Source organism: Auritidibacter ignavus (assembly GCF_029853775.1).
Lineage (GTDB): Bacteria > Actinomycetota > Actinomycetes > Actinomycetales > Micrococcaceae > Auritidibacter > Auritidibacter ignavus.
On record NZ_CP122564.1, the window covers coordinates 59,281 to 72,288 of the forward strand.

Below are 13,008 nucleotides of genomic sequence, written 5' to 3' on the forward strand. Positions count from 1 at the left end.
TGACGAATGGCGTCTAACTACACCGGTTCGGTGACAACGCCGGCATCGTCATCGACCTGATCACCGTCGTCTGCGTTGTCTGCTTCCGGTGGCGAGGCCTCAGATGCTTTGGGATCATCTCGGACTGGATTCTCGTTTTCGGTTGCGTCATCGTCGTCAGCATCGACATCGGCGTCGGTCACCACGGCACCATCCTCAGCGTTGAGGTTAGCGTTGATGGTGCTGATAGGGGCAGTGACCTCTTCTGGCTCGTTGACCTGCTGGACCTGTTCAGCAGAGGTGCCGTCGTCCGCTTTGGCCGTGGAATGTGCCGGATTAGTTTCATCGGGCGCCGCGACCGAGGAATGATGAGGCTTTGACAGCTCCGAGCCCACGTCCTGGCCACCGGTTTCTGCAACGTCGGCGGCCAAATCGTCCAGCATCGACACCGCATCATCGATCATGCGCTGATCATGACTGTTGATGCCACGCATCAGCCATTGGGCCAGAGCAAATTCAGCGCTCAATGATGCCCGTCGCATCAGGTGGAAATCCCGGTCATCGGCGGCAGCGCCCAGATATCGGTAATAGGCATCGATGATCTGTTCACCGAAGACTGGATCCTCGACTGAAGCTAACCAGGAAAAATCGACCGCAGGATCCCCAATATGAAGGTCAGTCCAGCCGATCAAACCCACTGCTCGACCACGGTCGAACAACAAGTGTTCTTCGTGCAGATCTCCGTGAACAACCGTGGGAGTGAACCCCCACATTTGGGTTTCTTCCAGAGCATTTTCCCACCGTCGTAAGAGTATCGAGGGGATTTTTCCGGTCAGCGCGACTTGGTCCAATTCGTTGAGACGACGGGTTCTATGTTCCTCAGCGGTATACACCGGCAGATCGGCAATTTCCACAACCGAACGTGGTAATTCGTGGATTGCTGCGGTGATCCGTCCGAGGTCATCCCGAACGATATCGGGCAGGCAGACAATGGTGTCGAGGTCGAGTTCCTCGCCGGGGATCTGGTGATAGACAAAAGTTCGACGACGATCCAGTTGCACAGCTCCGGCAACAGAAGGCACGCGGAAAGGTAACTTCGCCCGAATCGTGGGAGTAAAACCAGACAGCACCTCCAATTCGGTTTCCAACCTCATGCCGGCTTGGTCAGTGCGCGGCGAGCGGACCCGCCAGATGGTGTTATCTCGGTCGGTCACCAGGGCATTGTCGAACTCTGGGGATTGTTCGCCGGTGGAAGCTACACCCACAATATCTAGTCCCGGCATAGCTGCGGAGGCGAGGGCGGCGAGTTCCATGGGTGTGCGTTTCACAGCATCCAGCCTACTGAATATCCACCTTTACCGGCCCGCTTGTGATTTGGCGAGTCCACAATTTGGCTGGAATACTCAGCCAGCGTTCAGCGACGCACCGTTATGCCCTGAGGAATGACTCCCCAGAAGCGAGCGCGTTTCCAGTACCGTAGAAACCATGAGCAATCAGCAGACTTTCCCTCCTCTTGGTGCTTTGCCACTAGCTCGTGAAGACCTGGACCGAGGGTGCCTGCAACGGGAGGACCCTGCCTGGTTGCCAACCCTCTGGTCAGCTCCTGAAACCAAAGTCCTCAGACTTCACGCCCGTCAGGTTCCGGTCTATCGGGGCGCACTCGTGTTCGACCACCCCCAAGGCCCGCTTCCAGAAGAAGCGGTCTATCTGGGACGCGGTGAACGAGTAGTAGACCTGTCCCCCGAGGACCTAGACGGGATCAGCCCCAACGACATTGTCCTGGTGCCTTCCGGGTCAAAAGATACTGCACCACAGTTACTCAACCCGCACCGCTGGGATGGGGCGGAGGTTAATCCGGGGCGAGTGCAATGGCTCTCGGTTCGAGAAGTCGCAGCGGGGCTTTCTGGCAAAGAAGCCGGCCTTTTCGTGGAGGCGGTGGCGATTGCCAACTGGCACTCCCGGACCCGGTTCTGCTCGCATTGTGGACACCGGCTGGTCACTGAGCAATCCGGCTGGGTTAAAACCTGCCCCGCTGAAGGAATTGAGCACTTCCCCCGCACCGATCCGGCCATCATCGTGGCCATCACCGATGACGATGACAGAATACTGCTGGGAAATAATACGGCATGGGCCCCGAACCGGTACTCCACACTGGCGGGGTTCGTTGAGCCCGGAGAATCCCTCGAGGCAGCGGTGATCCGAGAAGTCTACGAAGAAGCCGGGGCGCACGTGGCTGACCCACAGTATCTCGGTTCGCAACCGTGGCCGTTCCCGCAATCGTTAATGCTAGGTTTTCGGGCGCGTGCCACCAACGTGGAGACAATTCGAGCGGATAACAAGGAGATGCGGTCGGTGACGTGGTTTACCAAAGCCGAGATGTGGTCTCAGGCTGAGCGTGGCGAGATCTACCTACCCGGGTCCGCATCGATCGCACGAATGCTGATCGAGCACTGGTATGGCGGGCCTCTTCCGGACCCACACGTACTGCAAAACTGAGCGCCTTAGCGTGCTACGTTTCTGAGGTGACCGCTGAAGCCACGTAGCGACGTTGGGCCGGACGTTGCACAATCTATCGAGTCAAGGAGGTGCCACGGTGAGTTTACCCGAGGAGATACTTGAAGGCCTCGACGTGGAGCAACGCCGGGCAGCCACCGCCTTGCACGGACCCGTGTGCATTCTGGCCGGGGCCGGGACCGGGAAAACTCGAGCCATTACCCACCGGATTGCTTACGGAGTGGCCACCGGAGCCTATAGTCCGTTTCACACGTTGGCGCTGACCTTCACCAGCAAAGCCGCTGCGGAAATGCGAGCTCGTCTCCGGGTGCTAGGCGCTGGGGGAGTACAAGCACGCACATTTCACGCCGCGGCGTTGAAGCAGCTGAGTTATTTCTGGCCCCAAGCAATTGGTGGACCAATGTTTGGGCTATTAGAGCATAAGATCCGACTGATTATTGATGCGGCTAACCGGCTGCGGATGAGTACCGATCGAGCCACGGTCCGAGATCTTGCCGGAGAAATCGAATGGGCCAAGATCTCGATGCTCACCCCGGAGACTTACCAACATCAGGCAGGTCACCGCCCGTTGCCTAGCGGGTGGGACCCGTTGTTGTTCTCTCGGCTCTTTCAAGCCTATGAAGATCTCAAAGCCGACCAGCGATTGATGGACTTCCACGATGTGTTGCTGTTGATGGTTGGGATCCTCGAATCTGAGCCAGCTATTGCAGCCGAAGTACGTCGTCAGTACCGGGTCTTTATCGTCGATGAGTATCAGGACGTCTCCCCGCTCCAACAGCGGTTGCTAGAGGCCTGGCTGGGCGACAGCCATGAATTATGCGTGGTGGGTGATGCCTCGCAGACCATCTACTCTTTTACCGGGGCCACGTCACGGTTCTTGTTGGAGTTCACAACGACCTATCCGCAGGCTCAACGCATCGAGCTGATCCGGGATTATCGGTCCACCCCGCACATTGTGGCCTTGGCCAATCGACTCTTGGAACAACGGACCCAACAGGGCCAGCAAGCCGGAGGAAGAATGCCTCGCTGGCCTCGTCCGCTCGAGTTGGTCTCTCAGCGAGATAATGGTCCGGCGCCGGTGTTTTGGGAATGTGAGGATGAACAGACCGAAGCAGACCAGATCGCCAGCCATATCCATCAGCAAATCACCGACGGAAAACTCCCGGAAAATATTGCGGTACTGTTCCGTACCAACGCCCAATCGGTGCATTTCGAACAGGCTCTGACCCGACACAGCGTTCCCTACCAGCTCCGAGGCGCCGAAGGGTTCTTCCAACGCACTGAAGTTCGGGAAGCTGTCTTGCAACTACGCTCCGCCGCTCAGGCCTCACCTGCGGTGCGGGGCGAACAGGTGGTGGAGCTGATGGAAGCGATCCTGACCTCATTGGGATACAGCACTGATCCGCCCCAAGCCACCGGTGCAGTGCGACAGAAGTGGGAGTCCCTTGACGCACTAATTACCTTGGGTCGCCGAATGCTGGATGATCACGGTGCACAGCTCAGTCTCGACCAGGTGGTCCAGGAACTACAGCACCGAGACACCGATGAGCATCCGCCCACCGTTTCGGGGGTGACCTTGGCGTCGTTGCACTCAGCTAAAGGATTGGAATGGGACGCGGTTTACTTGGCCGGACTCACCGAGGGAATGGTCCCGATTGGTTTTGCTCAAACCCAGAGCGAGATTGATGAAGAACGACGACTGTTCTATGTGGGTATTACGCGTGCACGGAATGAAATTTTTTTCAGCTGGCCGCGTCACCGCAACGGAAGAACTGGCAACAAGTCCAAGCCCTCACGGTTCCTCTCGGCCCTGATCCCGCAAGCGTCATCGACGCAGACGATTCCTTCACCGCACACGGGTGTGTCGGCATCGAACCAGGCCCAGCGGTCCTCTCCGGGTGACTTCCACGGTAAGCGTCGCGGGCGCTCACAGGTGGCACAGTGTCGGGTCTGTGGCCAGCCACTGGAAACACCGGTGGCCCGGAAACTGGGCCGCTGTCAAAACTGTCCAGCCACCTATGACCAGCACCTTCTGGACACACTCAAAGAGTGGCGCTCCACCACCGCCAAGTCAGAAAAGTTGCCGGCGATGATGGTGTTTACAGACGCGACCTTGGTGGCCATCGCTGAAAAGGTGCCACAGACAGCGAGCGCATTACGCCAGGTCCCCGGAATCGGGGATGCCAAATTGTCGAAATACGGGGATGCGGTGCTCCACCTCGTCAGTTCCGCCCCCAGGGAGGAAGACCAGAATGGCTAGCTGCGTGTCAGGAGTAGGCGACCGCGCCACAACAGCGGGGATGCTCACTGATCGTGAAGCTTGATACGGCACCGGTTCGGGCCGAGACGCTGAGTACTTGACCGGGTACAGCGCCGGGGACTTCGCCGGCATCGGTCAGCGTCAGGACATCTCGAAGCGGTGTGGCATCGATCCAATTCAGCACTTGAATGCCCACTAATCCAGCGACAGCGTAGGCCAAACCTAGAGGTTCACGACCTGCTGCTTGCGCTCGCAACGCATGCTGTCGATCCGCGTAAGAGGGATCGAGCTCCGCTTCGCGTGCCATCCAGCAGTGAGGGCACGGCGAGGTTTGGGGCAAAAGCCAGGGGCCGATGACGACGCGATCGTCGTGAAGGGTGACTGGTAGCACTGGTTGAGCTCGACGTTGGGCCTGGGCGAGAAACTCCGTGGCCAGTCCGCCTCGTGTGATGCAGACAGACAGGTCACCGCACGGTTGGGGCGCGACGGGGTGTGACTGGGGCAAAATCTCGATGTCAGGAAACTGGTGACGTAACTGTTCGGCGGTGGCGACACCCCGGCACCGTGAAAGATCTTCGGGCAGGAACCCGGTGCCGAGATCACTGACTGTGACAGGTTGGGGATCCCACACCCACATCCTTGCGACGCCGGCGTTGGCAAGCAGGAGTGCCAAGGCGCGCCCACTGCGACCAGTCCCCAGTATCTGCACGGAGGACTGAGCGCGTCGAGTGTGCAAAGTGGGTGCATCAACTGGACAAACCTGCACCGAAGTCTTCTCGTCAGCGTCATGCTGCGAGCTGGGCTCCACGGTTACCGCCTGCAGGGTGGCCGTGGCCGTGGCAACGTCACAGTCGGTGCTTGGTTCTGGGGACGGCTCGGCCGGGGAGTTCAACAAGACTGGGTCGAGGGTTGAGATCAGTCGCCAGGTTTCCTGAGTGCTGAGCCCGGCCTGTTTGCCGTGACGTGGTTCGCTACCATCCGGAATTCCGCGACGCAGTTTCTCCAGTAGCGCGGTGATTTGCGGTGTGGCGCCAGAGATCTGCAGAGATCGTTCACCTGAACCGATTTGGACCAGGCCAGCTGAAATTTTCACGAAAGACAGGCCGGGGTTGATTTGCATGAAGTAGCTCCTGGGACGACGATGATTCGGGCCAGTACCGGCTGACCGGAAGGGTCCGGACTGCCATCATCGCAAAGACCGTGAGCTCGTGCAGACGGTTGTCCACAACTGGTTTGCTCAGGTGTTGTTGTCCACAGTCCAACACGCCTTGTTGGGGTAGGGTTGCCGTGACCGAAGAATGGACACCATGACATCACTACCACAGCACAGCACCCAGCATTCGCCCTCAACATTACACGGCTTTCGGCACCTAGACGGTCCCTTCCGGTTGGGTCGTGGCCGCGTCGCCGAAGTCTATGAGTATCACGGTCGAACCGTACGAATTATTCGTTCGCTCCGGCGCACGAGAAGCTTCCAAGCCTCTTACGAAGACGGAATGTTGCACATCGCTGCACCGGGCCGGCTGAGTCAGGAAGCAATCTTTCATGCCAGCGCTGACCTGATCCAGCGTCTGGAGAAAAAACGCGACAACCGCATGAAAACCAGCGACCAGGACCTCTACGACCGGGCGGTGTTTTTAGCCAAAACATGGTTGAATTCCGAGGTTGTGCCGGCGAGTGTCAGGTGGTCGAGCCGGCAGACCAAAGTCTGGGGGTCGTGCACCTCGGCTACCGGAGAGATTCGGTTGTCCACCCAGCTGAAAGGTATGCCTCAGTGGGTCATTGACGGTGTGCTGGTCCACGAATTGGTTCATTTAGCCCACGGCGGGCATGACGCAGATTTTCACCGGATGGCTGCTCGCTATTCTCGGATGGATGAAGCGATGGCCTATCTGGAGGGTTTCAGCCATGCACGACGTTTCGCAAGTGCGTGCTCACCGCAACTGGGTTGGACGACTGGGGACGACGGTGACGAGGATTAACGATCCTTTCCCGGTGTTTGGCCGTCGTCGTTGAAGCCACCATCGAGTAGCTTGCGGAGCTCCTCATCCATCTGTTCGGTCTGCTCGGCCTGAGCCTGGCGACGTGCTTCGTATCCGTCGGGATCGTCAAGATCTTCAGCGGTCGGAATCCACAGCTGTTCTTCCCAGATCGAATCGCGGTATTCCGTGCCCTTCTCGTCGGTAATCTTCTGCCAGAATGCAGCAGCCTCCCGCAATCGACGAGGACGAAGGTCCAGGCCGACCAACGAGCCAAAAGCATGTTCTGCTGGCCCACCGGTGGCACGGCGACGATTAATCATCTCGCGCAGTGCAGCTTCTGATTCCAGTGCCTGAGCTGCCTGAGTGGTGACGACATCGACCCAACCCTCGATGACGGCCAAGGTGGTTTCCAGCTGTTCCAGGGCAGCCTTCTGGGTCCCGGTGGGTTCAGGGACCAACATTCGGCCGGAGAAGACCTCTTGCATAGACTCGGGGTTCATGGGGTCAACCGACTGGGCAGCATCTTCAATGGAGCTCAAATCAATGGTTAAACCGGCCGCGTACTGTTGCACGGCGGCCATCAAATCACGCTCCAGCCACGGTGAATGGACAAACAGACGCATTCGGGCCGCTTCCCGCAAGGCGAGATAAATTCGGATTTGATCTTCTGGAACCTGCAGGCCATCACCGAATTCTTCGACGTTGACCGGAAGCATGACCAGCCGGTGGCCGGCCACCGGGAAACCGGAATCGGTTCCCGAAAGAACTTCGCGGGAGAGCTCGCCCAAGGCTTGGCCGAGTTGCAGACCGAAGATGGTGCCACCCATGTTCTTCATCATCGGACCGATGTCGCCCATGGCAGCTCGCATCTCTTCGGGAAGCTGGCCGGGAAGCTGTTCGGACAAAGCCCGAGACAGGGCCTGTGAGACCGAGGTGGCAACCGGCTCAGTCATCTCTTTCCACTGGTCAAGAGTCTTCTCGACCCATTCGGCTCGGGACCACGCCACGCCGGAATATCCGGTGGATTCCATAGTGGTGGCCTGATCCAACCATAGCTCCGCCAGGCGCAAGGCATCTTCGATTTCCCGTCGTGCGAAGGTGCCCACCGATGGGTCGTCGCCGGCGGCAGCCTGCCGGGCGGTTTGGCGTACCAGTGCCCAGTTCACCGGTTCATCAGAATTACCCGAGGACATCATGGCCTGGAATTGTGACATCATCTGTTGCATCATGGCGGGGTTAAACATGGCCGGATCCAACGGCATCGCGGACTGGCCGGACATCTGTTGCATGGCTCGACGAATTTCTTCGGGGTTAGGAGCCTGCTCGCCAAACATGCGACGCAACATCTCGGAAAACGGATCGTTATTGTCCGAACCGTCGTCGCCGTGGTCATTCCGTGGTCCATCCGGGGGAGTAGTCATGAGTTATAGACTACCGATTCCGGTCGCACCATGACAGCTTCGCGCGGTAGTTGCCGTTGAGGTTCGCTGAAGGCACACCGGCGTCTCGTGCCGATGTCACGAGGCTCAACGCTGTCGTACAGATGTTATTTCTTCTTCTAGAATAGAAGGGATTGGGAGACCTCTCTTCTCCGCCAGCGCGCACTGTCAGGAAGGCTCGGACAACATGTCTTTATCACCGGATGATCTCACCCCCTTGCGGGTGAATGACTCAGCCGACGTGCGCCCTGAATCGCCACGCGAGGTGAAGCGACGCCGCATGGTGTGGATTTCAGGTCTTCTGCTGGCTGCAGCACTGTTGGCTGGGGTCGTATTTCCGGTGTCCTACGTTGCCGAGCACCCCGGCCCGACCGTCAACACCATCGGGGACGTTGATCTTGGTGAGGGGGAAGAACCGGTTTTGTCGATTGAGGGTACCGAGACTTATCCCGTCGACGGTGCGCTGGATATGACAACCGTGTCGGTTCAAGGTCCGCCCACCGGAGCGACTTTTGCTATCGACGTGTTGTTTGGCTGGATGTTCCCCCACGTTTCTCTGACTCCTTCGGCCACAGTTTATCCCTCGAACGTGTCATCCTCTGAGGTTCAAGAGACCAACACGGTGGCGATGAATACTTCTCAGTCGTGGGCGATGGCTGCGGCGTTGGAGTATCTGGAGATCGATTACACCCAGCATCTGTTCGTCCACGACTTTGCAGAAGGCGCTGAGGCCACTGACCTGTTGCGTCGAGGAGATCAGGTGATTGCTGCCAACGGTCACCCCATTACCGGTCTGCAAGGACTCAAGGATGCTGTTGACGACTCCGCGCCGGAGCCGGTGACGCTCACCATTGAGCGGGACGGCGAGCAACACAAGATCGACGTACCCGTCACTGAGGCTGAGGACGGTAGCTACCAGATCGGGATCTACTTAGATTCCGAGTTCGACTTCCCCTACGACTTTGAAGTGTCCCTCGGTGATGTTGGCGGTGCCAGCGCGGGGATGATGTTTGCGCTGGGCATTATTGAAAAACTCACCGAGGAGAACCTGGTCGACGGTGACCATATTGCCGGCACCGGTACCATCGACCCCGATGGTACTGTCGGCCCCATTGGCGGAATTCTCCAAAAAGTCTATGGTGCTCAACGCTCTGGAGCCACCGTGTTTCTGGCCCCAGAGGCTAACTGTCCAGAACTTGACGATAAGGTCCCCGACGGGATCACCGTGTATTCGGTGTCGAGCCTGGAACAGGCTGTGGAGATCGTGAAATCTCACGACACACCAGAGGCAGAAAACGTCACCACCTGCGGATAGCAGGACTACTCAACACATCACCCAACATTCGACACAAGTCGGGCGTCCAACGCCTGCAGATAAGGAACAAACGTGAGTTTCGGGCAAAGTTTTGGCGACCTGTTCTCAGGCCGTTCCTCGGGCTCGGGTTCATCTGGTGGCTCGTCGGGGAATAACAATTCCTCCTCGGGTTCTTCGGGTGGACCGGGTGGCTCGTCGAACCGACAGCAACAGAACAATTCACGTCGTCCCGGTGCGCTGATCATTACGATCATTATTCTCGCTGCCCTGGTGGCGCTGTTCGTACTGTTTGCGATGATCTACACCGAAGTGCTGTGGTTCAGCCAGCTCGATTTCACCTCGGTGTTTTGGATCGAACACCTGACGCGCGGTGTACTATTTGTCATCGCCGGGGGTGTGATGGCATTCGTCACCTGGCTGGCAATGTGGCTTGCCTGGCGGAAGCGCCCCGATGCGGACGCAACCTCGATGCGCGATGGCGTCTACCAGTTTCGAAAGCAGATTGAATCGGTCCGCCGGCTCGTGCTCATCGGTGTTCCGCTCTTGATTGGTTTCTTCGCCGGAGCGGCGGCGATGAACTCCTGGCAACAAGTCCTATTGTTCCTCAACCAAGAGCCGTATGGTGAAACTGATCCAGAGTTCGGCCTGGATCTGACCTTCTATATGGCCACTCTGCCGATGCTCGGCACGATTGTCAGCTTTGCGACGTCGGTGGTCTTGGTGGCTGGCATTGTCGGACTGGTGGTGCACTACCTCTTCGGTGCGATCACCATCCAAGAACGCGGTGGTATTCAGATCTCGCGCACCGCACGCTGGCACATCGTGATCTTCGCGTCGCTGTTTATGCTCTTGCAGGGTGTCAACTACTGGCTGGATCGGTACCGCACTTTGCAGAACCAAGAAGGCAACTGGGCCGGTGCGATGTACACCGATGTCAACGCGGTGATTCCGACCTCTACCATTTTGGCTGTGGCTGCCGTTTTGGTGATCGCGCTGTTCATTCTTACCGGGCTACGCGGTCGGTGGCGGTTCGGCATCATTGGTGCAGCCGCGTTCATTGTGGCGGCTCTGGTGGCCGGGGTGGCCTACCCCTACCTGATCCAGCAGTATCGGGTGCAACCGACCGAGCGGGCCTTGGAAAGCGAGTTCATTGAGCGCAACATCAACTACACCCGTGAGGCCTATGGGCTCTCCGATATGGAATACACCAACTATGCCGGTGAGACCGAAGCGAGCGCGGGAGCGCTGGCTGGCGAATCGGCCACCACGGCCAATATTCGTTTGATGGACCCAAACCTGCTGTCCCGGACCTTCGGACAGTTGCAACAGTTCCGTCCGTACTATTCGTTCCCCAATACGTTGCACGTGGACCGTTATGAGGTTGACGGCGAAGTGCGCGACACCATCATTGCACCCCGTGAGGTCAACGTGAACCCGGACTCCTCCTGGGTGAACCAGCACATTACCTATACCCACGGGTATGGCCTCACCGCCGCGGACAGTTCGGAGGTAGGAGGCGGTGGACGCCCGGCTTTCTTGCTCTCGGGTATTCCCACCGACGGTGAGCTGGCATCTGACCAGGATTACGAGCCACGCATTTACTTCGGGATGAACTCACCGCAGTACTCCATCGTGGGTAAGGAAGATGGCGATCCGGACCAGGAACTGGACCGTCCCCAGGATGCCGAATCGGAAGAAGACACTACCTACACCTTCTCCGGTGATGGTGGCCCCTCGGTGGGTAATATCTTCAATCGGTTATCGTATGCGATCCGCTTCGGTTCCACCGAAATCATGTTCTCGCAGAACGTGACCTCGAATTCCCAGATCCTCTACGACCGCCACCCAGTCGATCGTGTGGAGAAGGTTGCCCCGTACCTGGAGGTTGACTCCAACGCGTTCCCGGCCATTGTGAACGGGAGGGTCAAGTGGATTGTCGATGCCTACACCACCTCGGATGCCTTCCCGTACTCAGATTCTCAGGACTTCGACTCGGTGACCGTCGACTCGCTGAACACCAACCCGAATACCAACCCATCGGGACAGGTGAACTACATTCGCAACTCAGTCAAGGCCACCGTGGACGCCTATGACGGTTCGGTCGACCTCTATGCATGGGAGCCCGAGGACCCGTTGCTTCAGGCCTGGCAGAAGGTCTACGGCGGTCACATCAAGCCATACTCTGACATGAGTGCGGAATTGATGGATCACGTGCGTTACCCCTCGGATATGTTCAAGGTTCAGCGTGAGCTGTTGGGTCGCTACCATGTGACCGACCCGGATGACTTCTACGAAAACAACGACGCCTGGTCGGTGCCGGTCGACCCCACGATCTCGACTAACGCTGAGAATAACGATCAGCAGACGGGTGCTCAGGATGTTTCCATCCCGCCGTATTACATGTCGATGCAGCTGCCGGGCAAGGAAGAACCCGCCTTCCAACTGACCACACCGTTCATCCCGCAGGTCACCGAAGGTGCCGCACAGCGCAACGTGCTGTATGGCTTCTTGGCAGCCAACGGTGATGCCGGTACTGGCGAGGATGGCCAGAAGGCCGAGGACTACGGTCACCTCCAGTTGCTGGAGTTGCCGCGTCAAACCACGACACCGGGTCCCGGTCAAGCCCAGGCTAACTTCGACTCCAATGACACCGTGTCGCAGGAGCTGAACCTGCTCCGTCAGGGTGCTTCGGATGTGATCAACGGCAATATGATCACCCTGCCTGCTGCGGACGGTATCCTCTACGTCCAGCCGGTCTACGTGCAGTCCACCGGTGAAACCTCCTACCCGGTCTTGCGGAAGGTCCTGGTGGCCTTCGGTGACGAGGTTGGCTTCGCCGATACCTTGGCTGAAGCGCTCGACCAGATCTTCGGTGGAGATTCCGGCGCTGAAACCTCTGCGGAAGGTCAGGCCGGTGCCGGAGATACTCCGCCACCTGAAGCCGGTGATGAAGAAGGAACCGAACCTTCCGACCAGCCACAGCCACCTGAAGCAACCAGCCCGCAACAGCAGTTAGAAAAGGCCCTGCAAGACGCACGGGATGCGATGCAGGCTTCAGAAGAGGCTATGGCGGATGGTGACTGGGCTGCCTACGGCGAAGCACAGGACCAGCTCAACGACGCATTGAGCCGGGCTCTAGAGGCTGAAGGCGTGGATTCGGATTCCAACGCCGACGATGCTGAGGACTCGGATGAGAACACCGCAGAGGAGGACAACTCCGAGGCAGAGTAAGCATCACACCACCGTGTGGTGAACGGTACACCACGCTAATTTGAACTGCTCCACCCTCCGGCGTATAGTAGATACCTGTCGCCGCGGGGTGGAGCAGTTCGGTAGCTCGCCGGGCTCATAACCCGGAGGTCACAGGTTCAAATCCTGTCCCCGCAACGAGAAAACGGCACCTGACTAGGCACGATCCTAGGCAGGTGCCGTTTGTGTATCCACGCAAAGACGGCCATGCGGTGAGTGGCCGGCCGGTACGGTGAGCTCTTGCGAGCCTCCCGTCGCAATGGGCGATAC

Annotated in this window: 8 protein-coding genes and 1 tRNA gene; 6 read left to right on the forward strand and 3 right to left on the reverse strand. The window is 58.4% G+C overall.

Features of this window, described 5'->3' with window-relative positions:
• Positions 1-17: 17 nt before the first annotated feature.
• Positions 18-1,307 carry a phosphotransferase gene (locus tag QDX22_RS00270; RefSeq protein WP_279717901.1) on the reverse strand — a complete coding sequence of 430 codons (1,290 nt, stop codon included), beginning with the start codon at positions 1,305-1,307 and terminating at the stop codon, positions 18-20.
• Between the two features lie 157 nt (positions 1,308-1,464).
• Here QDX22_RS00270 and nudC point away from each other — a divergent pair, with 157 nt between their 5' ends.
• Together nudC and QDX22_RS00280 are read left to right on the forward strand one after the other, a co-directional pair.
• Positions 1,465-2,475, forward strand: a complete 1,011-nt coding sequence (gene nudC, locus QDX22_RS00275) for an NAD(+) diphosphatase (RefSeq protein WP_110123422.1) — start codon at positions 1,465-1,467, stop codon at positions 2,473-2,475.
• 97 nt (positions 2,476-2,572) lie between these two features.
• Complete coding sequence (locus QDX22_RS00280; RefSeq protein ID WP_110123423.1) at positions 2,573-4,753, forward strand: ATP-dependent DNA helicase UvrD2; 2,181 nt, start codon at positions 2,573-2,575, stop codon at positions 4,751-4,753.
• A 7-nt stretch (positions 4,754-4,760) separates the two neighbouring features.
• Here QDX22_RS00280 and QDX22_RS00285 read toward each other — a convergent pair whose 3' ends face one another.
• On the reverse strand, positions 4,761-5,873 hold the full coding sequence (locus tag QDX22_RS00285) for a ThiF family adenylyltransferase (RefSeq protein WP_110098577.1): 1,113 nt from the start codon (positions 5,871-5,873) through the stop codon (positions 4,761-4,763).
• A gap of 187 nt (positions 5,874-6,060) precedes the next feature.
• Here QDX22_RS00285 and QDX22_RS00290 point away from each other — a divergent pair, with 187 nt between their 5' ends.
• Entirely contained in the window at positions 6,061-6,735 is a 675-nt protein-coding gene (locus QDX22_RS00290) for a SprT-like domain-containing protein (protein ID WP_158278510.1), read from the forward strand.
• Here QDX22_RS00290 and QDX22_RS00295 read toward each other — a convergent pair.
• Positions 6,732-8,156 carry a zinc-dependent metalloprotease gene (locus tag QDX22_RS00295; protein WP_110100236.1) on the reverse strand — a complete coding sequence of 475 codons (1,425 nt, stop codon included), beginning with the start codon at positions 8,154-8,156 and terminating at the stop codon, positions 6,732-6,734. The two genes, QDX22_RS00290 and QDX22_RS00295, sit on opposite strands and share 4 nt — an antisense overlap.
• A gap of 205 nt (positions 8,157-8,361) precedes the next feature.
• Here QDX22_RS00295 and QDX22_RS00300 point away from each other — a divergent pair, with 205 nt between their 5' ends.
• The 3 genes from QDX22_RS00300 to QDX22_RS00310 all read left to right on the forward strand — a co-directional run bounded on the left by QDX22_RS00300 (position 8,362) and on the right by QDX22_RS00310 (position 12,876).
• Entirely contained in the window at positions 8,362-9,489 is a 1,128-nt protein-coding gene (locus tag QDX22_RS00300) for a YlbL family protein (RefSeq protein WP_110098580.1), read from the forward strand.
• Between the two features lie 72 nt (positions 9,490-9,561).
• Entirely contained in the window at positions 9,562-12,720 is a 3,159-nt protein-coding gene (locus QDX22_RS00305) for a UPF0182 family membrane protein (RefSeq protein ID WP_334228145.1), read from the forward strand.
• Between the two features lie 82 nt (positions 12,721-12,802).
• Positions 12,803-12,876 (forward strand) — tRNA-Met (locus tag QDX22_RS00310).
• Positions 12,877-13,008: the final 132 nt, after the last annotated feature.

Excerpts from the sequence above, each read along its gene's own strand:
- QDX22_RS00285 (WP_110098577.1), bottom strand. The coding sequence starts at position 5,873 with ATGCAAATCAACCCCGGCCTGTCTTTCGTGAAAATTTCAGCTGGCCTG.
- QDX22_RS00300 (WP_110098580.1), top strand. The coding sequence starts at position 8,362 with ATGTCTTTATCACCGGATGATCTCACCCCCTTGCGGGTGAATGACTCA.
- nudC (WP_110123422.1), top strand. The coding sequence starts at position 1,465 with ATGAGCAATCAGCAGACTTTCCCTCCTCTTGGTGCTTTGCCACTAGCT.
- QDX22_RS00290 (WP_158278510.1), top strand. The coding sequence starts at position 6,061 with ATGACATCACTACCACAGCACAGCACCCAGCATTCGCCCTCAACATTA.
- QDX22_RS00295 (WP_110100236.1), bottom strand. The coding sequence starts at position 8,156 with ATGACTACTCCCCCGGATGGACCACGGAATGACCACGGCGACGACGGT.